Raw genomic sequence first — 23531 nt, 5'->3', positions numbered from 1 at the left:
TGCTTAACATAACTATTAACCGTTTTTTCTTAACTATAAACTTTTTAAATCTGCATACTTGATAATTTTGTGTTCAACCGGATCGTTAGCATTTTCTGAATCAACTTCTTCCAGATAACTAGACTCTTTAATACTATCTTGGCAGTATTTAAGTAAAGATTCATAATTAAAATCGCGAATAATAATGCCACTATCTTCCAAGCGAGTATTAAATAGTACTGCACTAGCCGGTTCAGTGATATTCATGTTGATTGCAGCAACTTGATCAGAATGATAAGTTTCAGCTACTAATTTTGATTGTCGATCTTCATCGAACATTTCCAAATCTAATTGTTGCTTTGCAGCCGTTTGCATAATTATTTCATGACAATAAGCTTCTTCTTCATCAAATAGTTGTTCTTGCAAACTCATAAGGAAGTTGCGACCACAACGTTGTCCTTGAAAGGAGGCAGCTTTGTAGTTAATCACCATATCGTAAGGAACTGATCTGTGGAATCGTTTCTTTAACGGATTCTTGAAATCGTTCAGTACATTAATGCTTAGAAGCGGGATGAAGTGAATCACAAGCTGGCTTTTTAGAGTGCGAGCAACTTTTTCAACTGCTTTTTCGGCTTCATAACATTGTTTATCAAGTGGATCGACAAACAAGTAAATTTCTAAAAGCATAGTACTCCTCCATTGATTAATTTTTATTAAGTGTGTTTTCTTTTTGTGCGCTAGTAACAGAATAACAAATTCTGAACAAAACTCAATATATTTGTTCGAAGATAATGGATAACGTGTAGCAGCATTGGTTAATGTGTTAAAATTGATGATGCTTAAATAATCGAATATAAAAACTAATTTTAGATGGGAAGTGTTAGCTTGGTTGAAGATTGGGGAAATTTTTTGGTGCCGTACAAGCAAGCTGTCGATGAATTAAAGGTTAAGCTTCGGGGAATTCGGGGAGAGTATCTCCGAGTTGATGGCCGCTCACCAATTGAATTTGTTACTGGGAGAGTTAAGCCAATTGATAGTATTAAGGAAAAAATGGTTCGGCGTCATATCAATGAAGATCGTTTAGAAGAAGATATGGAAGATATTGCCGGATTAAGAATTATGTGTCAATTTGTAGAAGATATTTATCAAGTAGTTGATTTGTTAAGAAAACGAACTGACATTACGATTCTTGAGGAAAGAGATTATGTGCATAACAAGAAGCCAAGTGGCTACCGTTCTTATCACATTGTTTTCGAGTACCCCGTACAAACCCTAACTGGCGAAAAGAAAATTTTGGCAGAGATTCAAGTTAGAACATTAGCTATGAATTTCTGGGCAACAGTTGAACACTCATTAAATTACAAATATCAAGGTGAGTTTCCAACACAACTCAAATCAAGATTGCAAAGTGCTTCGGAAGCGGCTTTTAGATTAGATGAAGAAATGTCTGAAATTCGTGGCGAGTTGAAGGAAACTGATCAAGTCGAAAACGCACATAATGTGGGAGATTCTTCAAATGAGAATAGCAATTTATAGTAATTTAAATCCTGCTTCAAATCGAGTGGCATCATTATTAAAAGAAAAAATTGAAAAGTCTGACACACTGGTCATAGATGGATTGAATCCAGAAATCGTTATATCCGTGGGTGGGGATGGAACATTACTTTCTGCATTCCATCATTATCAAGATATGATCGAAAAAATTAGATTAGTTGGTATCCACACCGGCCACCTAGGCTTTTACACTGATTGGCGAGATTATGAAGTACAAGAATTAATTGATAGTTTGGAAAACGACGATGGCCAAAGTGTTACTTATCCATTGTTGGATATTAAGGTTAATTATGCTGATCAGTCGCCTAGTGATTATGGTATGGCATTGAATGAATCAACTCTAAAGCAAATCAGCGGCTCAATGGTTGCTGATGTGTTCATTAAAGAACAGTTATTTGAAAGTTTTAGAGGTGACGGGCTCTGTATCTCAACGCCTAGTGGTTCGACCGCCTATAATAAGTCTGTTGGTGGGGCTATTATTAATCCAACACTTAGTGCTATCCAAATGGCTGAAATTTCTTCAATCAATAACCGTGTGTTTAGAACCCTTGGTTCGCCATTGATTATTTCTCCTGATGAATGGATCAAGATTATCCCTAATACTACTGCCAGAACGATTTTGACTTGTGATCAGCAAGTGATTTCAACCAAGGTGGTTTCTTCGATCGAATACCGGATTTCTAAACGTAAAGTGGCTTTTGCTCAGTATCGTCATACTCAATTTTGGAAGCGAGTCACAAATTCATTTATTGGTGAGGTTGGCACAGGTGATTAAATTTAATTATCGGTATTCTGGAACTGCACCAATGAAACTGCGGACCTTCGTTATGGGTCACGGAGTAACACGGACATTACTTAAGAAAATCAAATTTCATGGTGGCGATACCCTGGTTAATGGGAAATCGGTATTTACGAATACTATGATTTATGATGGTGATGATGTCACAGTTGTTTTACCTCCAGAAGAAGGTAATGATCATGTGATTCCTTCTTATGAACCAATTGATGTTGTTTATGAGGATGACAATTATTTGATCGTGAATAAAACTGCGGGAGTTGCTTCTGTGCCTTCGCATATATATGCGAAGGATTCCTTGGTCAATCGGGTTAAAGGATACTTTACCGCTAATGGTAAAGCAGACCAGAGAATCCATATTGTTACCCGCTTAGATAGAGACACGTCTGGATTGGTAATTTTTGCGAAACACCATTTTGCCCATTCGGTGTTGGATAAAGCTTTAAAAACTCACACAATCTATAAGGAATATCAAGCAATTGTTGATGCGCCTTTGATATCAGATCAGATTGAGATTCATTTACCAATTGGTAGGGCAGAGGATTCATTCGTGAAACGCACGATTCGAAGTGATGGTAAACAGGCGTACACCAGCGTTTATCCGTTAAAGATGATGGATGATAGTACTTTGATCAGAGTGGTACTGCATACCGGTAGAACTCATCAAATTAGAGTTCATTTATCCGCATTAGGCCACCCATTGATCGGTGACTGGTTATACAACGAAAATGATCATCGAATGTCGCGGCAAGCACTCCACTGCCAAAAGATTAGTTTTTTTGATCCGTTTAGCCAGCAACAGATTACGGCATACGCCAATCTTGCTGAGGATATGGCAAATTATTTGGCATCACGAGAATTTTAGGACTGTTCACGTTTGTGGATGGTTTTTTATTTTGATTGGTTTTAAAAGAGCGCTAGGACTGTGATATAATTGAATTCGTTTAACATTCAAGATTATAAGTAAATGGAGAATAACAATGGCAAATCATATCGTATTATTTGAACCTTTAATGCCAGCTAATACTGGTAACATTGCTAGAACATGTGCCGGTACTGACACCGTGCTTGATTTAATCGAACCTCTCGGATTTAGTGTGGATGACAAGCACTTAAAGCGTGCTGGTTTAGACTACTGGGATAAGGTGGACATTCACTACCACAAAAATCTGCAGGCATTTTTGGAAACAGTTAAAGATCCAACTAAGTTGTTTTTAGTATCCAAGTTTGCTGAGCAAGATTATACAGAGCCAGATTATTCTGATAGCGATCAGGACTATTATTTATTGTTTGGTAAGGAAACTACCGGATTACCTGAGCCATTCATGCGCAAAAACCCTGAAAAGGCAATTCGAATTCCCCAAGACGATAGTCATATTAGAGCACTTAATCTATCAAATAGTTGTGCCATCGTTATTTATGAAGTTTTAAGACAACAAAACTTCAACCAATTAGAGAAAACTCATATGTATGAAAACGATAAATTAAAATAAAAAATGGAGGAGGATAAGTGATGGCTAAAAAGAAATCACGGCGAAAATCAACTAGTAAGAAAAAAAGTCGCAAGCAACAGACTAGTTTTTTGTCCCGTTATTGGATTAACATCACTGGTGTCGTGATTGCGTTATTGGCAATCGCGGGATTATTCTCCGCAGGTGTCATTGGTGCATTCGTTGTTAACTGTATTCGTTTTTTTGTTGGGAGCATCTATGTTGTTGGTTTAGTAGCGTTACTAATAGTTGGTGTTACGCTAGCAGGCTTCGCCAGAGTACCTAAAATACCTGTCCGATATTGGTCTGGGACATTGTTAATAATAATCGGATTGGTATTATGGCTGACCTTGATTCAATACGTGGCTGCACCACAACCAATTGATTTTGTTTCTACCAATTTAGGTAAGTTAGTAGATGATATCCAATCGTCTAATACCAACTCAAATATTGGTGGGGGAATCATTGCAGCTGCGTTATTCTCTGGAATTAAATTTTTGATTGGTGTTGTGGGGGCTGGTATCGTAGCGGCTGGATTTTTAGTTGCAGGTGTGATGAGCTTGTTTAACATTTCGGTATCAAAGGTGTTTGTAGGCGTCAAGAGCGCAATGACCGTCTGTTCATCGGCGATTAAAACGACAGTATCGAAGTTAACAGATATTCGTGAAAAAGCTAAGAATAGGGCAGTAAAAACGGATAAACAACCAGTAGTAGCTGAAGCATCACCTGATTCAAACGATGTTAATAGTCCAAATGAGAAAGTTAATGACACCGTCTTAGATGAACCGTTTTCACCTGCTGATATCACAGTTTCTGGTATGCCAGTGGACCGAGAAAAGCAACTTGATGAACCAGTGAGATCTTCTAAGAAGAAGTCTACTAACAGTCCTGAAATCGACGAGCCAAAACATGATGAGGTTCAGCTGGTTAATGTTCAAGAAGATAATGATTATCAACTGCCAACATCGAATTTATTAACTGAGTTTAAGCAGGATGATCAGTCAGCGGAACTTAAGTCGATTGATAAAAATGCTAAGATCTTGCAAGAAACTCTTAACAGTTTTGGCGTTAAGGCCCAAATTAAGCACGTCAGTTTAGGGCCTTCAGTTACTAAGTATGAATTGCATCCAGACACTGGGGTGAAAGTAAGCCGTATCGTTAATTTATCAGATGATATCGCATTAGCATTAGCTGCTCGGGACATCCGAATTGAAGCTCCAATTCCTGGGAAGTCACTAATAGGTATTGAGGTGCCAAATCGCCAAATCGCGACGGTTTCCTTCAGGGATGTTATTGAGTCTTCACCAGATAATAAAGGGCACTTGTTACAAGTACCACTTGGGAAAGATGTTAATGGTAAGGTAATTACGGCTGATTTAACTAAGATGCCACATTTATTGATCGCTGGTTCAACTGGAAGTGGTAAATCAGTTGCTATTAACGGTATTATCACTAGCATTTTGTTAAATGCTAAACCAAGCCAAGTTAAACTCATGTTAATCGATCCTAAAAAAGTTGAATTGGGTGTCTATAATGGGATCCCACATTTACTTAGTCCAGTGGTTTCAGAACCGAAAAAAGCAGCCCGTGCTTTACAGAAGGTTGTTACTGAAATGGAAAACCGGTACGAATTGTTTGCTAAATTCGGCCAAAGAAAAATTAGCACGTATAATGAGTTCGTCGCTAAGAACAATCAGGAAAATGATGTTAAGCTTCAACCAATGCCGTACATTGTGGTAATCGTTGATGAATTGGCGGATTTGATGATGACGGTATCCAATGATGTTGAGGCGGCCATCATCAGATTGGCTCAAATGGGTCGTGCCGCCGGTATTCACATGATTTTGGCAACTCAGCGTCCTTCAGTAGATGTCATTACCGGATTGATCAAGGCAAATGTTCCTTCTAGAATGGCATTCGCCGTTTCTTCGGGAATTGATTCGAGAACAATCATTGATACAAATGGAGCCGAAAAATTACTTGGTCGGGGTGATATGTTATTCTTACCAATTGACTCCAATACTCCAATTCGTATTCAAGGAGCGTTCATACCAGATAAAGACGTTTCTAAAGTGGTTGATTTCATTACCAACCAAGCTTCTGCTGAGTATGACGAATCAATGATGGTCAGTGATGATGAGGTGAAGGAAGAAGAGCAGGCTGATTCGGACGACGAATTGTTTGATGAAGCATTAGAATTCGTTGTGGATCAGCAAAAGGCAAGTACGTCACTGCTTCAACGCCACTTTAGAATTGGTTATAATCGCGCCGCTAGATTAATTGACGATTTGGAACAAAGAGGCTATATCGGTCCACAAGATGGAAGTAGACCTCGGCAAGTTTATAAGCAGAAGTCACAATGACAAATGCTAAATAAACACAAAAAAGAGAGTGACGGAATAAATCCGCCACTCTCTCTGCTGTTAATGATAATTAGTTGTTATCGGTTATGCTTGATTCATTAAAGTAATTACAGCTGATAAAACTAATGAAGCGACAGTTGCAATAATCATTAACCAAACGAAAACAAGGGTTATTTTTTGGAATCTAGTTCTTTTTTTGCGAGCCAATATGTGCACCACTTTCTCAATAATTTACCTTCTTGTAGTGTAACGTTGTTTGTTAATCATTGCAATATGAGAATTTTGATAGGGAGATGAATTTTTGATTGCAGCAACTATCGTGAATGATGGGGGCCTGATTATTTATCAAGTAATAGCTCTCGTTATTTTAACAATTTTGACTAGAATTATTAGTCGAATCAAGCCGGTAAGAAAACATGTTAAATTAATCCCCTTAGATTTATGGCCTCCTTTTTTTATTCTGACGATTTATCAATTAACTGTTCATTATGAAAAGGTTGCTATACTTCCGTACGTTATATGTGGATGGATCATCGTCGCGTTGGTGGTTTTAGGGCGGCGAATCTTCACTGATCAGCAGTTCACATACAAAAAGTCATTACTTATGTTGTGGCGAATTGCTGATCTTTGGTTTCCACTAGCATGGATCCTCATCATAATTTTCAAATAAATCTAAACAATCAGTCTATGAAAATTTTGCACAAGTGATAAAATTCACAGCAATTTTTAAAGGACGATCCAGCAGAGCAAAGTTTATCTAATCGGTAAATTTTTGCTCTGTTTTTTGTTCGTTTATAAATCTTAAGGATTAATTTAGAGGTCGGAATGTTTGGAAGTGGTGGGTGTTTTGGAAAAAAAGTTGATTTTTTTTGACCTGTGTGGTTGATTGTGGGTAATTGTGGTAGAATGTGATTGTGAAACATTTTAGGGGGTGATGCGATTGTTCATGGGTGAATATAAACACAATATTGATGCCAAGGGCAGGATCATCATCCCAGCCAAATTTCGGCAAGAACTGGGAAACAAATTTGTTGTGACTCGGGGAATGGACGGCTGTTTATTTGGTTATACCATGGAAGAGTGGGAAAGCTTCCAAAATAAAATTAATGAATTACCAGTTAGCAAAAAGGATGCTAGATCATTTACTAGATTTTTCTTTTCTGCAGCAGTTGAATGTGAATTTGATAAACAGGGAAGAATTAATCTTCCCAGCAACCTTCGGGAATACGCCAGTATTATAAAAAAATGTGTTGTCGTTGGTGTTTCTAATAGATTTGAAATCTGGAGTGATGAACTTTGGACAAATGCTAGTCAGGAAGCCGAAGAAAACTTTAATGAAATTGCTGAAAATATGATTGATTTTTAGATAGTTGATTATGAATGAGAAGGGAGGATTATAGAATGTCAGATTTTTCTCATGTCACCGTGTTATTGAATGAAGCGGTGAATGAATTGGATATTAAACCTGATGGCAATTATATTGACGCTACCTTAGGCGGTGGCGGTCATACCAGCAATATACTTAAACATTTAACCACCGGTCATCTTTATTCGTTTGACCAAGATGAAACCGCGATTCAATACAATAATGACAAGCTTGATGATTACATAAAAAAGAATCAATTGACGCTGATTCACAGTAATTTTAGGAACTTAACTTCAGAGATGAATCAATTGGAAATTTCTAAGGTTGATGGAATTCTATATGATCTGGGAGTTTCATCTCCACAATTCGACGATGCAAGTCGAGGATTTAGCTATCGTTATGATGCACGCCTGGATATGCGGATGAATCAAGAACAGGATTTGGACGCATGGAAAGTGGTCAATGAATGGCCATATGAACAATTAGTAAGAATCTTTTTTAGATACGGTGAAGAAAAATTCTCAAAACAAATTGCTCGAAAGATTGAAGAACAAAGAGAACAGCAACCAATCGATACCACAGGCCAGTTAGTCGAGATTATAAAAGATGCAATTCCGGCAGCTGCTCGGAGGCATGGGGGACACCCGGCTAAAAAAGTATTTCAAGCGATCAGAATTGCTGTTAACGATGAACTATCTGCGTTAGAGGATTCATTGGAAGCTGCATTTGGATTGTTAGACATTGGTGGACGAATCGGCGTGATTACATTTCAGTCGCTAGAAGATAAATTAGTGAAGACGATGTTTAAAGAAAAAAGTTCTTTACCGGACGATTTGCCCGCTAACTTACCAATGATTCCAGAGGGGATTAAACCGAAATTTAAATTAATTACTAGAAAACCAATTTTGCCGACAGATGATGAACAAGAAAATAATCATCGCTCACACAGTGCAAAGTTAAGAGTTATTGAAAAAATTAAGGATTAATATTATTAGGGGAGGATACATATAATGGCACAAAGTAATTTAGCAAAGGAAATTTTTCAACAAGCGGAACCAACATATACTCCAGCTCAACCAGTCGCACCAGTTAAACCGGCTGAGCCAAAGGTTAAAGCAAAGGCTAGAGTAGGCTTTTCAACTTTTGAAAAGGCGTTGGGACTTACTGGTTCGTTAATTTGCGTAGCACTGATGATTGTTCTAGTGTCCTCAAAAATTGCTTTGACCAATGCCCAACACAATTTACAACAGGTTGACAACCGGATATCAAAGGTTCAAAGTCAAAATACAAATTACAAACAACAAATTGGGGCGCTTCAAAGTAGCAATCGTTTAGAAAAAATTGCTCATGATAGCGGAATGTCACTTTCTAACGCGAATATAAGGAATGTCACAAAATGAATGATTCATCTAATGAAACCGAAGCAGAGTTAAAAGCCAAACAAAACCGGAAAAAGGTGGGAATGACCCTATTTTTCTGTTTTATTTTGGTTTTTTTTACCCTTGGCTCGAGAATGCTAGTTATCGCTGTCAGTAAAAATGTTAAAAATGTTAATTTATCAAAACGTTCTGAACAGTTATACACGCAAACGCGTACTTTAAAAGCTAAGCGTGGAACAATTTATGATGCGAATGGTCAACCGATCGCAGAAGATACCAGCACATACTCAATGTATGCGGTTCTGAGTAAAAACCAGGTCGGTACTGATAACAAGCCTATGTATGTTGTAAATAAACAAAAAACGGCTAAGAAATTGTCGAAGTACATACCAATGTCTCAAAAGCAGATTTACAAGGCACTGAATCCGAAAGACAAGGACGTTTTCCAAGTTGAATTTGGTAGTGCCGGAACTAATATTTCTGTATTGACTAAAGAAAAAATCGAAGCTTTAAAATTACCTGGAATTAATTTTATCCAGCAACAGGCTCGCTCGTATCCTAACGGTATGTTTGCATCGAACCTAATTGGTTTGGCGACCGCTAAAGGCAATGGGACGAACAGTCTGACTGGTCAGATGGGAATTGAAAAGGCATTTAATAGTGAGCTTTCTGGTAAAGATGGTTACCGGGATGGACAATATGACATCTATGGCTATCGATTGCCTGGAAGAAAGCAAAAAGAAATACCAGCTCAAAACGGTGACAATGTTTATACTACGATCGATGACCATCTACAAAATTTGATGGAAACTGAGATGAGTGCTGTTCAGGCTGAAGCTCATCCCGTTTCAATGAATGCCATTTTGATGGAAGCTAAGACAGGAAAAATTGTGGCAGTGTCACAAAGACCATCATTTAATTCCGAGACGTTAAAGGGATTAAATACTGCTTGGACCAATAATCTAGTTCAAGATTCATTTGAACCTGGTTCTACAATGAAGATCTTTACCATGTCAGCTTCTATTGACTCAGGAAATTATGATGGTAACGCCTTGTACGAATCCGGACGATATGCTATTGATGGTAAAATTGTTCCTGACTGGGATCCTGCTGGATGGGGCTACATTACCTATAATAAGGGATTCGCATTATCTAGTAACGTTGCCATGGCTCATTTGGAACAACAAATGGGTGCCAATACTTGGCGAAACTACATTAAACGATTTGAATTTGTAGAAAACACGGATAGCGGTTTAGACGGAGAAACCAAGGGGAGAGTTCAATTTAAGTATCCTATTGAACAAGCTGATACTGCGTTTGGACAAGGGATCGAAGTAACCGCTATGCAAATGATGAGGGCCTTATCAGGAGTTGCTAACAATGGTAAAATGATGAAGCCATACTTTGTGTCAAAAGTGACAAGTGCTAACAACAAGCGTGTAATTAAGAGCTATGGTCCTAAGGTCGTTGGTCATCCAATCTCAGCAAGCACTGCTAAGAAAGTTCGTGGTCACATGGAAGATGTTGTCTATAAGAGCTACGGAATTGGTGGCGATTATAAGATGAAAGGTTATCGGGTGGCTGCGAAGACTGGTACGGCACAAGTAAGTAATGGTGCCAGTGGTTATGCATCTGGAGATGATAGTTATCTATATTCCGTTGCTGGAATGGTGCCTGCCAATAACCCTAAATATGTCATGTATATCACTATGAAACAGCCTAAGCTTACTGGAACTAAAACTGCTACTCAGTTAATGGCAGAAATATTTAAACCAGTCTTAAAACGTGCTCTTCAAAGTTCTGATGGCGGAAATAATGTGTTTGTCAGAACTGTGCCTGAGACTGAATTCAAATCAGTTTCAGAGGCTAAAAAGATGTTAACTAATAAAGGCTTTGAGGTTTCGGTCATTGGTAATGGAAATCTAATTTCTAAGCAATCTATTGTAGCTGGTACTAAGATTAAAGGTGACCAAAGAGTGATTTTGATCACTAATGGTGACTTAAAGATGCCAAGAATTATTGGTTGGCAAAAAGATGATGTTGAACAACTATGTAAATTAACCGGTTTGAAGTTAGAAGCTACCGGCTCAGGTTATGCTGATAGTCAAAGTATTAAGACGAACGGTTCAATTAAGCAAAATCAAGTATTAAAAGTAAATTTTGAATAATTAAAAGGATGGAATAAATAATGAATAATTGGTTAATACCACCAATTCTTGGATTTTTAATTACAGCATTAGGGATGCCAAGTTTAATTAAGTATTTTAGAAGCAAAAAAGAGGGTCAAATGATTCGTGAAGAGGGCCCAACTTGGCACGAAAAAAAATCTGGAACACCAACCATGGGTGGCATTATGTTTATTATTGCGATTACATTGGTTGATCTGATTTACGGTGGTGTTAGTCATTTACTTAGTCCATCTTTATTGATCTTATTATTTGTGTTAGTTGGCTTTGGCTTACTAGGCATGTTTGACGATAGTATCAAGATATTTAAGCGTCAAAACGAAGGACTAAAGGCTTGGCAAAAAATGCTGGGTCAAATCATTATTTCAGTGATCTTTGCGTGGGTTTACATTGCTGAAGGTTTTCCAATGGCAATTAAAATTCCGTTCGCAGGAGACTGGAATATTGGCTACTTCTACATTTTGTTCGTTATTTTTTGGTTAGTTGGTTTTTCTAACGCCGTTAACTTGACTGATGGATTAGATGGATTAGTTTCTGGACTCGGCATAATCGCATTTAGCACATATGCGATTATTGCGAATGTTCAGCATCAGACAGATGTGATGGTATTTTGTATTACGGTAGTTGGATCGTTGATTGGATTCTTTATTTTCAATCACAAGCCTGCCAAAATTTTCATGGGTGATATGGGATCATTAGCTTTAGGTGGTGCAATTGCTGCCGTTTCAATTCTCTTACACCATGAATTTTCACTACTAGCTATTGGGTTGGTATTCGTTCTTGAAACCCTTAGCGTTATCATCCAAGTGACTTCCTTTAGATTGACTGGAAAACGAGTATTCAAAATGACGCCAATCCATCATCATTTTGAAATGTTAGGTTGGTCTGAATGGAGAGTTGATTTAACTTTTTGGGGAATTGGTCTCATTATGGCTGTTCTCGCAATTATTACGATTGTCTAACTAAACTGGATTTTATCCAGTTTTTTGTTATATATAAATTAAGGTTATTGTGAAGGGATAAAGCCATGAAAATGATTGAAGATTATAAACGAAAACACATATTAGTACTAGGGGCTGGCAAAAGCGGAACCAACGCCGCAAAGGTTTTAAAAGAGTTAGGTGCAATCGTCACTATTAATGACTCAAAACCAAGAGAAGAATTGCCTGAACTAGATGAAATCGAAGAGTTGGGCATAGAAACTGTGACTGGTGGACATCCAGCTGATCTGATTGCTAGAGAATTTGATGTATTAGTTAAAAATCCAGGCATCAACTATGATAATCCAGTCGTAGTAGCTGCACAGGAAAGAAATATTCCTATCATTGCAGAAGTTGAACTTGCCGCTCAAATAACCGATGCAGAAATTATCGGTGTTACGGGAAGCAATGGTAAAACTACTACGGTCACTATGATCACAGATATTCTTAACCAGGATCGTAAGAAAGGGACTGCTTACGCCGCGGGAAATATTGGTATTCCAGCCACTGAGATTGCTCAAAAAGCCACCAAAGACGATACCATCGTCATGGAACTTTCTAGCTTCATGTTATTGGGAATCAAGACACTTCATCCACACGTAGCTGTTTTGACGAACATTTTTTCAAATCATTTAGATTATCACAAGACCAGAGAAAACTATGTCAATGCCAAAATGCGAATCACAATGAACCAAACTTCTGATGACTTTTTTGTGGTCAACTTCGATAATGAAGAATGGAAACAACTAAGTGAACGCTCAAAAGCTACCGTTGTACCATTTGCAAGAGAATCAATGACTGACAAAGGTGCTTATGAACGTGATGGTAAGCTTTATTATAATGATGAATTCATCATGGATGCAGATGATATAAAGGTACCTGGTAAGCAAAACATCGAAAACGCTCTTGCAGCTATTGCAACAGCTAAGGCGTTGGGCAAATCTAACTTTGCTATTACCACGGTCTTAGAAACATTTAGAGGGGTCCGTCACCGACTACAATTTGTTTTGGAATCTGACGGTCGCCGTTTCTACAATGATTCAAAAGCCACCGACATTGAAGCAACTCAAATCGCACTTGAAGGTTTTGATCGACCAATCGTTTTGATTGCTGGTGGGTTAGATAGAGGATATAAGTTTGATAAGTTAGTGCCTCAATTACGGGAACACGTTAAGGCAGCAGTTTTGTATGGTGAAACCAAAGAATTGCTACTAGATGCCGTTCAACAAGCAGGTATTGAAAATGTAACTGTGGTTGATAATTTATCAGAGGCAGTGCCAAAGGCATACTCATATAGTGATGATGGTGACATTATTTTACTTTCACCAGCGAACGCAAGTTGGGATCAGTTTAAAACGTTTGAAGAACGTGGAGATCAATTCGTTAAAGAAGTTGAGCAACTGACTCACAAACAGGAGGAAGAATAATGAGATTAATTATTTCCGGTGGTGGTACCGGTGGTCACATTTATCCTGCATTGGCGGTTATTGAAGACCTAATGAAGCAAGAGCCGGATTCAGAAGTATTGTACGTTGGCTCTGAGCGAGGCCTAGAAGGTGGCATTGTTAAGAAACAAGGAATTAAATTTGTCCCGCTTGAAATTCAAGGCTTTAAAAGATCGTTGTCTCTAGAAAACTTTAAAACAGTATCTTTGTTTTTAAAAAGTGTCAGAAAATCAAAAAAGATTATTAAAGACTTTAAACCAGACGTAGTCATTGGAACTGGTGGATACGTTTCCGGGGCAGTTGTGTATGCCGCCGCCAGAATGAAGGTACCAACCCTGATTCACGAACAAAATAGTGTGGTTGGACTGACAAATAAATTCTTGAGTAGGTTCGTCGACAAAATTGGTGTTGGTTTTGAAGCTGCTAAAAGCCAATTTTCTGCCAAAAAAGTTGAGTTTGTGGGTAATCCACGGGCGCAACAAGTTGCTAATATGCACTCTACTTTTAAATGGTCTGATATTGGCTTAGCAGATGACAAAAAAACAGTGCTGATTTTTGGTGGTAGTCAAGGAGCTCCAAAAATCAATTCAGCAGTTGTTAGTGCAATTACTAAATTTAGTCAAAGAGATTATCAAGTTGTCTTCGTGACCGGACAAAAAAGGTATGATGGCATTATGCAACAACTTGAAAATGTTCAGGTTGCTGAAAATGTTAAAATCTTACCATATATTGACAATATGCCATCCGTTTTGCCAAAGGTTGATTTAATCGTTGGTCGTTCTGGAGCAACCAGTATTGCAGAGATTACTGCGTTAGGAATTCCATCTATTTTAATTCCCAGTCCGTACGTAACTGCAGATCACCAGACTAAAAATACTCTTAGTTTGGTTGATAATAAGGCCGCTTTAATGATCAAAGAGTCGGATTTAAACGGAGAAAGTTTATTAAAACATATTGATCAATTGATGCTAGATGATGACCAAAGAAATCAAATGGCTGCACAATCAAAAAAAATGGGGGTAGTTGATTCCGCTGATCGGGTACTTAACTTAGCGAGGTCAATTAATAAATAGCCATTTAAGGGGAAAATACAATGGCAAAGAAGAAAAAAGATGAAGAAGAATTAACGCCTTGGGAGCGTTTAAATAACGAAGCTCAGGCTAAAAACAAGCGTGATAAGAAAAAAATTAGTGGGCGAAATATCAAAATTCCTAAAGTCCAACTTAAGAAATTTCAGATACGTAATTTAAAACGTTTCTCACCTTTGATTGGACTGCTAGTGGTAGTGCTCCTAGTGTGTGTATTTTTCATCACACCTTACAGTCGCGTCAGCAGAGTTACAATTACAGGGAATGAAATGATTTCGGCGACAAATATTAAAAAGTACACCACGATTCAACCTAATAACTCCTTACTCAAAGTTTGGGGCCATAAACAATCATTGGCTCGTGAAATTAAGGACAAAAGTCAGCGTTTGGCATCTGTTAAGGTTTCGACGAGCAACTTTAATGATGTCAATATTCGGGTTAAGGAATACCCAACAATTGGATATTTGTACGTCAATCATGGTTATCAACCGATTTTAAAAAGTGGTGTGATTTTGAATAATAAAGTTTTAAATCCTACTGCTGATTATCCAATCGTTAAAAATTTCAAGAATCCAAAAATTCTCAAACGATGCATTGCTCAATATAAGAAGATACAACCCAATGTTCGTGCAAACATTATTACCGTGAATTATTCGCCAACTAAATTGAATAACGATCGAGTCGTCTTGAAAATGCATGATAAGAACATGGTGTTAGGTACAATTAAGACTTTTGGAAATAAAATGAATTATTATCCAAGTATGGCGCAAAGCCTTACTGCCAAAAGTGTTATTGACATGCAGGTAGGGGCTTATTCATACCCGATAGCAAAGAAAAAGAGTTCCACCGATGGCACCGCTTCCAACAAAAATGTGTCTCAGAGCCAAACTAAAAAGAAGAACACCCGTTCCGGTACTGATAGATAAGGATTTTGCAGGCTAATTACCTGTTCTAATTGAAACGGTATGTGGTAGAATTGGAATGTATTAAAATTTATTAATCGTGTGGAGGTTCCTTACATAATTATGGATAATTCAGGTTTATATGTGGGACTTGATATAGGAACCACCTCAATAAAAGTGATTGTTGCAGAAAAAGTAAAGGGACAATTGAACGTTATTGGTGTGGGGAATGAACCATCTAATGGTTTAAGCCGTGGTGTTATTGTCGATATCGACCAGGCGGCAGAAGCAATTAGGGGCGCAGTAAATCAAGCTCAGGAAAAAGCAAGTATTGAAATAAAAGATGTGATTGTTAGCGTACCAGCAAATATGTTAAAAATTGAACCATGTAATGGCTTGATAACTATTGATGATCGTTCTAGAGAGATTACGGCAGAAGATGTTAGAAACGTTGCTTCTTCAGCTTTGGGAACGAGCTTACCACAAGAAAGAGAAGTAGTTGATATTCAACCAGAAGAGTTTATCGTTGATGGTTTTGATGGCATCAAGGATCCTCGTGGAATGGTTGGTGTGCGTCTCGAAATGCGTGGCAAATTAATCACCGGTTCTAAGGGCATTATGCATAACTTGCAAAAGGCTGTTGAGAAAGCCGGATTAAATATTCAATCAATGATTTTAACTCCATTGGCTGAAAGCCATCAGATTCTAAATGATGGTGAGCAAGATTTTGGTACCATTATCATTGATTTAGGCGGGGGCCAAACTACAGCAACCGTATTCCATGATCATCAATTAAAGTTCGCTACAACTGATCCTGAGGGTGGCGAATATATTACCAAAGATATTTCAATTGTATTGAATTCATCTATGAGTAATGCTGAAAAGCTAAAACGAGATTATGGTTATGCTGATTCGTTCCAAGCATCTGCTGATAACGAATTTCCAGTTGAAGTGGTTGGTCAATCTGAACCAACATATGTTGATGAAAAATATTTAGCTGAAATTATTGAAGCTCGATTAAGCCAAGTCTTTGATCGCATTAAGGATCAATTAGAACAGGTTTCTGCATTAGAGTTACCAGGTGGAATTGTTCTAACTGGTGGTGTAGCAGCCTTACCAGGTATTGCCGATTTAGCTGCTGATCAGTTTAATACGAATGTTCGGGTTTATATTCCTGATCAGATGGGTCTTAGACATCCATCTTTCTCATCAGTATTATCACTAGTTTCATATTATTCAGACTTATCAGATATTCAATTGACTGTTAGATCTGCTGTGAGTGCCACAATGACCGCTGCACCAAAGGTTGTTGAACACAGTAACAATAATAATCAAACAGTAAGTAAGACTGCTACTCAAAACGATTCAAAACGTCAAAAAGCCAGTAAAAAGAAACGTGGAGAAGGCATTCGAAACTTCTTCAGCGAATTCTTCGATTAGGAATATCAACAAACGGAGGTAATAAAAGTATGGAATATTCACTTGATTCCGCACAAAGCCATGGTGCGAAAATTAAAGTATTTGGAGTCGGTGGCGGTGGTAGCAATGCCGTTAACCAGATGATCAGTCAAGATGTTAAGGGTGTTGAATTTATCGTTGCCAACACTGACGTTCAAGCTTTGGAAACATCTAAGGCAGAAACACGGATTCAATTAGGACCTAAATTAACCAGAGGTCTTGGTGCAGGATCAAATCCTGAAATTGGACAAAAGGCAGCAGAAGAAAGTGAAGAAGCAATCACCGAGGCTCTTGAAGGAGCTGATATGGTCTTCGTTACTGCCGGAATGGGTGGTGGTACTGGTAATGGTGCCGCTCCAGTTGTTGCTAAGATTGCTAAAGATTCTGGCGCATTAACTGTTGGTGTTGTTACTAGACCATTTAGCTTTGAAGGTCCAAAGCGTTCTAAATATGCTGACGATGGTGTAGCTCAATTAAAAGAAAATGTTGATACATTGATTGTTATTTCTAACAACCGTTTGTTAGAAATGGTGGATAAGAAGACACCAATGATGGAAGCTTTTAAAGAAGCTGATAATGTGTTACGTCAAGGTGTTCAAGGTATCTCTGATTTAATTACTAGCCCAGGATACGTTAACTTGGATTTTGCTGATGTTAAAACAACCATGTCTAATCAAGGTTCAGCTTTGATGGGTGTTGGTACTGCCAACGGCGAAAACCGTACTGCAGAAGCCACTAAGAAAGCTATTTCTTCACCATTACTCGAGGTTTCAATCGATGGTGCTGAACAAGTCTTATTGAATATCACCGGTGGTCCTGACTTATCATTGTTTGAAGCTCAAGATGCTTCAGATATCGTCTCACAAGCTGCAACTAGTGATGTTAATATCATCTTTGGTACTTCAATTGACGAAAACTTAGGTGATGAAGTTCGAGTAACAGTTATTGCTACTGGAATTGATCGTCGTCGTGATCAACAACAACGCGGTGGCCGTCCTCGGACGACTAGCAGATTTACTAGTCCACAACAGTCTAGCAATCAACCAAACGCCAACAGTGATCGAGATGTTAATGCCAACAGTGATCGTCAAACAAATGATGATCCTTTAGGCAATTGGGACATTCGTAACCAACCATCCAGTTCACGTTCAGATGTTCAAGATAATAACCAATTTAGTAATGTTGAAAAGCAAGATTTTGATCCATTCCAAGCTGACATTCAATCTGATGATTCAACTAGCGACAATGGTGATAGTGATGATGATGTTCCACCATTCTTGAAGCATCGTCGTAATCATTAATTAATGTCTCACTAGGAAGTTGTGTTTGAAAGGAGCCGCTATGCCACAGAAATTCAATTTTGCTAACTTTTTTGGAGTTGATGATGAGCCTCAAAAAATTCAGCAAAGCAGAAATAACGTAGTGCCTATGGCACCTAAAGAACCAATGAAAAGTGAACTGGTCGTAAGTACGCCAGTGAATTATTCCGAAACTGACGAAATTGCTGAGAAGTTAATGAATGGCGTCGCGGTAATTGTTAAGTTTAATAAACTAGATGCTAAATCTGCGGCAAGGATGGTTGATTTCTTAAATGGAATCGTCTTTGCCATTAATGGTTCAATTACTCGGCTGGAACAAGATATTTTTATCTGTACACCAGCCAATTTTAAAGTTTCCAAGTAATGAGGATTTTTAAGGAGAAATTAATTGGTAACATTCATAGCTTATGCGGTCACGATTCTGTCAAAACTAATTAATTTATACATGATTCTAATCATGGTATATGCTTTGCTAAGCTGGCTTCCAGGTGCCTATGATTCAACACTTGGCCGTTGGCTTGGTAGAATCATTGAGCCATACCAGAGTTTGTTTAATTTTGCGTCGTTTGGAATGATTAGTTTCGCACCAGTTGTTGCGATTTTAGTTCTGTATTTCATTCAAATGGGAGTCGTTTATCTTGGCCAATTATTGATTGGCATTTAATGATACTTGGGGGAGTAAACAATGGTTGATGTAAATGTGACACAACATTTTCGTCCTGATGAGCAAGCGTTTGTAGAGTCAGTGGCGGATGTTTGTTCTCGAGTTGAAAATGAGTATCGGCCAATTCAAACCGATTTTTTGAATCCTCGGGAAATGTATATCTTTGAGACGATTGCTAATCGATTTGATGCCATTTCTTATCGTTTCTTTGGAGGATATGATAATGCTGAAATGAAACGCGCACTGGTATATCCAGATTATTTTGAACCTTCAGTAAGCGACTTTGGTATCGCGGCTTTCTTGATTGATTATCCCAAAAAATTTGCAACTTTGTCACATGGTCAGATTCTTGGAACCATAATGGGAAGCGGCATTAATCGCAATGTCATTGGTGATATCATTACTGATGGGGACACTTGGCAATTTATTTGTGAGAGCGAAATGAGTGACTTTTTGCAATCTCAAATCGAGAAGATCGGTAAAATCAAAGTCAAATTAAAGCCAATTGCAGTTGACCAAATAATCTTTCCAATCGATGAATCTGAAGAGACTGGTGCGACTGTTTCGTCATTGCGATTAGATACAGTTATCGCTGAAGGATTTAATGTTTCTCGCCATCATGCTAAGGAATTAGTTGAGGGTAAGGCAGTACGCCTGAATTGGGAAACCGTTGAACGACCAGATGCTGAAATTTCAGTTCTAGATGTTATTTCAGTTCGCCATTTTGGCAGAATTAAAATAAAAGAGATTTCTGGTGTTACCAAAAAAGGTAAAATTAGAATCGTTATTAATTTATTAAGACGTAATAAATAGGAGGGGTGTTAACATGGTATTAAGTCCACAAGATATTCATAATAAAGAATTTTCGTCAAAATTACGGGGTTATAATGTTGACGAAGTTAATGATTTTTTAGACCAAATTATCAAAGATTATCAAACTGTTTTACAAGAAAATAAGGATTTAAAATCTCAATTAGATGAAAACCAGGATAAGTTAACCTATTTTAATGATTTGAAAGATTCTTTGAATCAATCGATAATTGTTGCACAGGAGGCTGCCGACAAGGTTAAGACAAACGCTAAGAAAGAATCCGAAATTATTAACCGTGAAGCACAGAAGCAAGCTGACGATACAGTTAACGAAGCTACTGACAAAGCTAACCGGATTTTGGAAGAAGCTTCTAAACGCGCTAAGAAGTTGGCAATTGAAACCGATGATTTGAAAAAAGATACGCGGGTATTCCGTCAACGATTACAAGTTATGTTAGAGAGTCAACTTGAAGTAATTAAAAGTCGTGATTGGGATCAATTGCTCGATGATTCGGGTTCTACTACTTACGAGGACATTGAAAAGGTTGTTTCAGAGCTTGACAGTAATTCACGTAAGAGCGTAAAATCAAACCCACAGCAGGAAAATTCGGCTGAATTAGTGGAAGACAGTCCTGCAACTGACGATGCTGGAGAAACCGTTGTTATTTTTCCAGACGGCCAAACTGAATAGTTTTCGATAAGAGAATAGAAAGTAATTAACGATAATTTCAGAGAGCTAACGTAGGTGGGAGTTAGTATTCAACGTTAATCACAGATCACCTCTACATATGTCGAAGTTTAATGAGAGAATATATAATTCTAAATTTGGGTGGTACCACGAAGATTTCGTCCCTTGCGATGAAGTCTTTTTTTATTACCTAAATTACAAAAAGAAAGGATGTCGGCTATATGCGTATTAAAGATACTTTGAACCTTGGTAAAACCAAGTTTAAGATGCGTGGTAATCTTCCAGTTAAGGAAGCAGAACGCGAACAAGCCTGGGATGAAAACAAAGTTTATCAACTCAGACAAAAATTAAATGAGGGTAAACCATCATTTGTACTTCATGATGGTCCTCCATATGCTAATGGTGATATTCACATGGGCCATGCGTTGAACAAGATTTCTAAGGATATTATTGTTCGATACAAATCAATGAACGGATATAGAGCACCATATGTTCCCGGATGGGATACTCATGGATTGCCAATCGAGCAACAACTTACCAAAGCTGGTCATGATCGAAAGAAAATGAGCACTAATGAATTCCGTAAACTTTGTCGTGAATACGCGTTAGAACAAGTGGCTCGTCAAAAAGCTGGTTTCAAGCGTTTAGGTGTTGCTGGTGATTGGGATAACCCATATCTGACTTTGAAGCCAGAATTTGAAGCTCAAGAAATTCGTGTATTTGCAGCATTTGCTAAGCGTGGATTGATTTACAGAGGTAAGAAACCAGTTTACTGGTCATGGTCATCAGAATCTGCATTGGCAGAAGCTGAAGTTGAATACCATGATATTACTTCACCATCAGCATTCTTCGCTGAGAAGGTTATTGATGGTAAAGGTGTCTTGGATGATGACAATACTTACATGATCGTTTGGACCACTACTCCATGGACAATTCCCGCATCTGAAGGAATTACGATCGATGCTAATTTTGATTACTCAGTTGTTCAACCAGAAGGCGATGATCGCAAGTTTGTGATCGCCAGTGAACTACTAAATAAAGATGCTGAATTATTTGGCTGGAAAAATGTTAAAGAATTAAAGGTCGTTAAGGGTAGTGAACTAGAATATGTTTTAGCTGAACATCCTTTTGACCACAACAAAAAGTTAGTTACCATGTTAGGTAACTTCGTTACACTTGATGCAGGTACTGGTCTTGTGCATACTGCTCCAGGTTATGGGGATGATGACTTTAACATTGGTCGCCAATACGATCTTGATATTTTTGCACCAGTCGATGCCAAAGGTTACTTAACCGAAGAGGCCGGTGAAGATTTTGCAGGCGTATTCTACGATGATGCTAACGAAATTGCCTTAAACAAATTAAAAGAGCAAAATCTACTGCTTCATTACATGCCAATCGTTCATAGTTATCCATTTGACTGGAGAACTAAGAAGCCAATTATCTTCCGTGCAACACCACAATGGTTTGCATCAGTTGATAAGATTAAGGACGAAATTTTGGCTGCCATTGATGATGTTGACTTCTTCCCTGAATGGGGTAAAGTTCGTTTAGCCAACATGATTAAAAATCGTGGTGACTGGGTAATTTCTCGTCAACGTGTATGGGGAGTTCCACTACCAATCTTTTATGCTGAAGATGGTGAAGCCATTATCACTGAAGAAACAGTTAACCATGTGGCTGATTTGTTCGCTGAATACGGTTCTGATGTTTGGTTCGAAAGAGAAGCTAAAGATCTATTACCTGATGGATTTACAAGTGAGCATTCACCAAATGGTAAGTTTACCAAGGAAAACGACATCATGGATGTTTGGTTTGATTCCGGTTCATCTCATCAAGGCGTTTTAGCTGAACGTGATGATTTAACTTACCCTGCTGATTTGTATCTTGAAGGCTCTGACCAATATCGTGGTTGGTTTAATTCAAGTTTGATTACTAGCGTAGCCGTATCTGGACACGCTCCATACAAGCAAGTCATGTCACAAGGTTTCACCTTGGATAACGAAGGTCACAAGATGAGTAAGTCACTTGGAAATACCATCTCACCTGATGAAGTTATTAAAAAAATGGGTGCTGAAATCATTCGTTTGTGGGTAACTTCAGTTGATACTTCTGCTGATGTGCGAGTATCGATTGATAATTTTGTTAAAATCTCTGATTCATACAAAAAAATCAGAAATACTGTTCGTTACTTATTAGCTAACACTTCAGACTTTGATCCAAAAGAAAACGGGGTCGATTTCGATGATTTGGAACCAGCTGACAAGTATATGATGGTTACATTAAACGAGTTTGTTAAGAACATCAAAGCTGATTATGACAGTTATGACTTCCTTGATTTAAACAAGAAATTATCTAACTTCGTAATTAATGACTTGTCCGCATTCTACTTGGACTTTGCTAAAGATGTTGTGTACATTGACCGTGAAGATGGTCACAAACGTCGCTCAATGCAAACAGTTATGTATGCCGCTGCAGTCGCATTAACTAAGTTGATGACTCCTGTATTGCCACATACTGCTGAAGAAGTTTGGGAATTCCTTAAAGAACCAGAAGAATATGTTCAACTTGCAGAGATGCCTGAAGTTGTTGAATATTCTGGCTCTGAAGAATTACTAACTAACTGGCATAAATTCATGGACGTTCGTGGCGATGTTTTGAAGGTGCTTGAAGAAGCCCGTGACAATAAATTGATCGGTAAGTCATCTGAAGCACACTTAACCATTTATGCTACTAGTGAAGTTAAAGACTTATTTGCAAAATTAAATACTGATTTGCAAACCGTTTTAATGGTTTCAGAATTATCAGTGGCTGATTTTGCTGACGCTAGCGCTGATGCACAGAAATTTGATTCAGATGGTTTGGCATTAGTTGTTGAACATGCTGAAGGTGAAGTGTGTGAACGTTGTCGTTTGACTAAGAATGATATTGGTAGTGATAATGATTATCCTACTTTATGTGCCTCATGTGCTGAAATCGTTCGTAGCGAATTCCCAGAAACTGCTACCGAAGGATTCGAAGAGAAATAATTGCTTTTACTTGATAACTCCCGTAGATTAAGTCT

At 38.0% G+C, this 23531-nt stretch carries 23 protein-coding genes; 21 read left to right on the top strand and 2 right to left on the bottom strand.

The genetic code is table 11. The annotated features are described in order from the left end of the window. Positions 1–33: 33 nt before the first annotated feature. Positions 34–666 carry a DsbA family protein gene (locus O0236_RS08080; RefSeq protein ID WP_268913750.1) on the bottom strand — a complete coding sequence of 211 codons (633 nt, stop codon included), beginning with the start codon at positions 664–666 and terminating at the stop codon, positions 34–36. A 198-nt stretch (positions 667–864) separates the two neighbouring features. Here O0236_RS08080 and O0236_RS08075 point away from each other — a divergent pair, with 198 nt between their 5' ends. The 5 genes from O0236_RS08075 to O0236_RS08055 all read left to right on the top strand — a co-directional run bounded on the left by O0236_RS08075 (position 865) and on the right by O0236_RS08055 (position 6182). Continuing rightward, a complete protein-coding gene (locus O0236_RS08075) occupies positions 865–1515 on the top strand; it encodes a GTP pyrophosphokinase family protein (RefSeq protein ID WP_329608928.1) in 651 nt (216 codons plus the stop codon). Then, positions 1496–2308, top strand: coding sequence for an NAD kinase (locus O0236_RS08070; protein ID WP_268913754.1), 813 nt, complete (start codon positions 1496–1498; stop codon positions 2306–2308). Before O0236_RS08075 ends, O0236_RS08070 begins: the two co-directional genes overlap by 20 nt. Further along, the gene (locus tag O0236_RS08065; RefSeq protein ID WP_268913756.1) at positions 2301–3194 is read left to right on the top strand and encodes an RluA family pseudouridine synthase; all 894 of its coding nucleotides are present in this window, start codon (positions 2301–2303) and stop codon (positions 3192–3194) included. Before O0236_RS08070 ends, O0236_RS08065 begins: the two co-directional genes overlap by 8 nt. Positions 3195–3309: 115 nt before the next feature. Continuing rightward, positions 3310–3822 carry a tRNA (cytidine(34)-2'-O)-methyltransferase gene (locus tag O0236_RS08060; RefSeq protein WP_268913757.1) on the top strand — a complete coding sequence of 171 codons (513 nt, stop codon included), beginning with the start codon at positions 3310–3312 and terminating at the stop codon, positions 3820–3822. Positions 3823–3842: 20 nt separating this feature from the next. Continuing rightward, on the top strand, positions 3843–6182 hold the full coding sequence (locus O0236_RS08055) for a DNA translocase FtsK (protein ID WP_268913759.1): 2340 nt from the start codon (positions 3843–3845) through the stop codon (positions 6180–6182). Positions 6183–6266: 84 nt separating this feature from the next. Here the strand turns inward: O0236_RS08055 and O0236_RS08050 are convergent, their stop codons facing one another. After that, on the bottom strand, positions 6267–6389 hold the full coding sequence (locus tag O0236_RS08050) for a DUF4044 domain-containing protein (protein ID WP_268913761.1): 123 nt from the start codon (positions 6387–6389) through the stop codon (positions 6267–6269). A 112-nt stretch (positions 6390–6501) separates the two neighbouring features. Here O0236_RS08050 and O0236_RS08045 point away from each other — a divergent pair, with 112 nt between their 5' ends. From O0236_RS08045 to ileS, 16 genes are all read left to right on the top strand, one after another. After that, entirely contained in the window at positions 6502–6852 is a 351-nt protein-coding gene (locus O0236_RS08045) for a DUF3397 family protein (protein ID WP_372791807.1), read from the top strand. A 270-nt stretch (positions 6853–7122) separates the two neighbouring features. Next, positions 7123–7548, top strand: coding sequence for a division/cell wall cluster transcriptional repressor MraZ (gene mraZ, locus O0236_RS08040; RefSeq protein WP_268913765.1), 426 nt, complete (start codon positions 7123–7125; stop codon positions 7546–7548). 35 nt (positions 7549–7583) lie between these two features. Continuing rightward, positions 7584–8534: a 16S rRNA (cytosine(1402)-N(4))-methyltransferase RsmH gene (gene rsmH, locus O0236_RS08035; RefSeq protein WP_268913767.1), complete on the top strand. Its 951-nt coding sequence runs from the start codon at positions 7584–7586 to the stop codon at positions 8532–8534. Positions 8535–8558: 24 nt separating this feature from the next. Continuing rightward, complete coding sequence (gene ftsL / locus O0236_RS08030; protein ID WP_268913769.1) at positions 8559–8948, top strand: cell division protein FtsL; 390 nt, start codon at positions 8559–8561, stop codon at positions 8946–8948. Next, positions 8945–11095 carry a penicillin-binding protein gene (locus O0236_RS08025; protein ID WP_268913771.1) on the top strand — a complete coding sequence of 717 codons (2151 nt, stop codon included), beginning with the start codon at positions 8945–8947 and terminating at the stop codon, positions 11093–11095. The genes ftsL and O0236_RS08025 overlap by 4 nt, the downstream gene beginning before the upstream one ends. Positions 11096–11115: 20 nt before the next feature. Continuing rightward, a complete protein-coding gene (mraY, locus tag O0236_RS08020; RefSeq protein WP_268913772.1) occupies positions 11116–12075 on the top strand; it encodes a phospho-N-acetylmuramoyl-pentapeptide-transferase in 960 nt (319 codons plus the stop codon). A gap of 65 nt (positions 12076–12140) precedes the next feature. Next, the gene (murD, locus tag O0236_RS08015) at positions 12141–13520 is read left to right on the top strand and encodes a UDP-N-acetylmuramoyl-L-alanine--D-glutamate ligase (protein ID WP_268913774.1); all 1380 of its coding nucleotides are present in this window, start codon (positions 12141–12143) and stop codon (positions 13518–13520) included. Beyond that, a complete protein-coding gene (gene murG / locus O0236_RS08010) occupies positions 13520–14611 on the top strand; it encodes an undecaprenyldiphospho-muramoylpentapeptide beta-N-acetylglucosaminyltransferase (RefSeq protein WP_268913776.1) in 1092 nt (363 codons plus the stop codon). The genes murD and murG overlap by 1 nt, the downstream gene beginning before the upstream one ends. 20 nt (positions 14612–14631) lie before the next feature. After that, positions 14632–15552 (top strand): cell division protein FtsQ/DivIB, encoded by a 921-nt coding sequence (locus tag O0236_RS08005; RefSeq protein ID WP_268913778.1) that lies wholly within the window; start codon positions 14632–14634, stop codon positions 15550–15552. 99 nt (positions 15553–15651) lie between these two features. Continuing rightward, entirely contained in the window at positions 15652–16968 is a 1317-nt protein-coding gene (gene ftsA / locus O0236_RS08000; RefSeq protein WP_268913779.1) for a cell division protein FtsA, read from the top strand. Between the two features lie 29 nt (positions 16969–16997). Next, the gene (ftsZ, locus tag O0236_RS07995) at positions 16998–18287 is read left to right on the top strand and encodes a cell division protein FtsZ (RefSeq protein ID WP_268913781.1); all 1290 of its coding nucleotides are present in this window, start codon (positions 16998–17000) and stop codon (positions 18285–18287) included. Positions 18288–18327: 40 nt separating this feature from the next. Next, complete coding sequence (locus O0236_RS07990) at positions 18328–18669, top strand: cell division protein SepF (RefSeq protein WP_268913784.1); 342 nt, start codon at positions 18328–18330, stop codon at positions 18667–18669. Positions 18670–18693: 24 nt separating this feature from the next. Further along, positions 18694–18969 carry a YggT family protein gene (locus O0236_RS07985; protein ID WP_268913786.1) on the top strand — a complete coding sequence of 92 codons (276 nt, stop codon included), beginning with the start codon at positions 18694–18696 and terminating at the stop codon, positions 18967–18969. 21 nt (positions 18970–18990) lie between these two features. Beyond that, on the top strand, positions 18991–19782 hold the full coding sequence (locus O0236_RS07980; protein ID WP_268913788.1) for an RNA-binding protein: 792 nt from the start codon (positions 18991–18993) through the stop codon (positions 19780–19782). Positions 19783–19795: 13 nt separating this feature from the next. Next, positions 19796–20470 carry a DivIVA domain-containing protein gene (locus tag O0236_RS07975; RefSeq protein ID WP_268913790.1) on the top strand — a complete coding sequence of 225 codons (675 nt, stop codon included), beginning with the start codon at positions 19796–19798 and terminating at the stop codon, positions 20468–20470. Positions 20471–20688: 218 nt separating this feature from the next. Further along, positions 20689–23496, top strand: coding sequence for an isoleucine--tRNA ligase (ileS, locus tag O0236_RS07970; protein WP_268913791.1), 2808 nt, complete (start codon positions 20689–20691; stop codon positions 23494–23496). The last annotated feature ends 35 nt before the right edge of the window (positions 23497–23531 follow it).

The sequence above is a fragment of the Lentilactobacillus sp. SPB1-3 genome, from assembly GCF_026913205.2.
GTDB classification, from domain to species: Bacteria; Bacillota; Bacilli; order Lactobacillales; family Lactobacillaceae; genus Lentilactobacillus; species Lentilactobacillus terminaliae.
This window is presented reverse-complemented; position numbering and strand designations above follow the sequence as displayed.

Bases quoted from the DNA above. Each gene is read 5' to 3' on its own strand.
- O0236_RS08080 (WP_268913750.1), bottom strand. From the start codon at position 666: ATGCTTTTAGAAATTTACTTGTTTGTCGATCCACTTGATAAACAATGT.
- O0236_RS08070 (WP_268913754.1), top strand. From the start codon at position 1,496: ATGAGAATAGCAATTTATAGTAATTTAAATCCTGCTTCAAATCGAGTG.
- O0236_RS08060 (WP_268913757.1), top strand. From the start codon at position 3,310: ATGGCAAATCATATCGTATTATTTGAACCTTTAATGCCAGCTAATACT.
- O0236_RS08055 (WP_268913759.1), top strand. From the start codon at position 3,843: ATGGCTAAAAAGAAATCACGGCGAAAATCAACTAGTAAGAAAAAAAGT.
- rsmH (WP_268913767.1), top strand. From the start codon at position 7,584: ATGTCAGATTTTTCTCATGTCACCGTGTTATTGAATGAAGCGGTGAAT.
- ftsL (WP_268913769.1), top strand. From the start codon at position 8,559: ATGGCACAAAGTAATTTAGCAAAGGAAATTTTTCAACAAGCGGAACCA.
- O0236_RS08025 (WP_268913771.1), top strand. From the start codon at position 8,945: ATGAATGATTCATCTAATGAAACCGAAGCAGAGTTAAAAGCCAAACAA.
- mraY (WP_268913772.1), top strand. From the start codon at position 11,116: ATGAATAATTGGTTAATACCACCAATTCTTGGATTTTTAATTACAGCA.
- murD (WP_268913774.1), top strand. From the start codon at position 12,141: ATGAAAATGATTGAAGATTATAAACGAAAACACATATTAGTACTAGGG.
- murG (WP_268913776.1), top strand. From the start codon at position 13,520: ATGAGATTAATTATTTCCGGTGGTGGTACCGGTGGTCACATTTATCCT.
- O0236_RS08005 (WP_268913778.1), top strand. From the start codon at position 14,632: ATGGCAAAGAAGAAAAAAGATGAAGAAGAATTAACGCCTTGGGAGCGT.
- ftsA (WP_268913779.1), top strand. From the start codon at position 15,652: ATGGATAATTCAGGTTTATATGTGGGACTTGATATAGGAACCACCTCA.
- ftsZ (WP_268913781.1), top strand. From the start codon at position 16,998: ATGGAATATTCACTTGATTCCGCACAAAGCCATGGTGCGAAAATTAAA.
- O0236_RS07990 (WP_268913784.1), top strand. From the start codon at position 18,328: ATGCCACAGAAATTCAATTTTGCTAACTTTTTTGGAGTTGATGATGAG.
- O0236_RS07980 (WP_268913788.1), top strand. From the start codon at position 18,991: ATGGTTGATGTAAATGTGACACAACATTTTCGTCCTGATGAGCAAGCG.
- O0236_RS07975 (WP_268913790.1), top strand. From the start codon at position 19,796: ATGGTATTAAGTCCACAAGATATTCATAATAAAGAATTTTCGTCAAAA.
- ileS (WP_268913791.1), top strand. From the start codon at position 20,689: ATGCGTATTAAAGATACTTTGAACCTTGGTAAAACCAAGTTTAAGATG.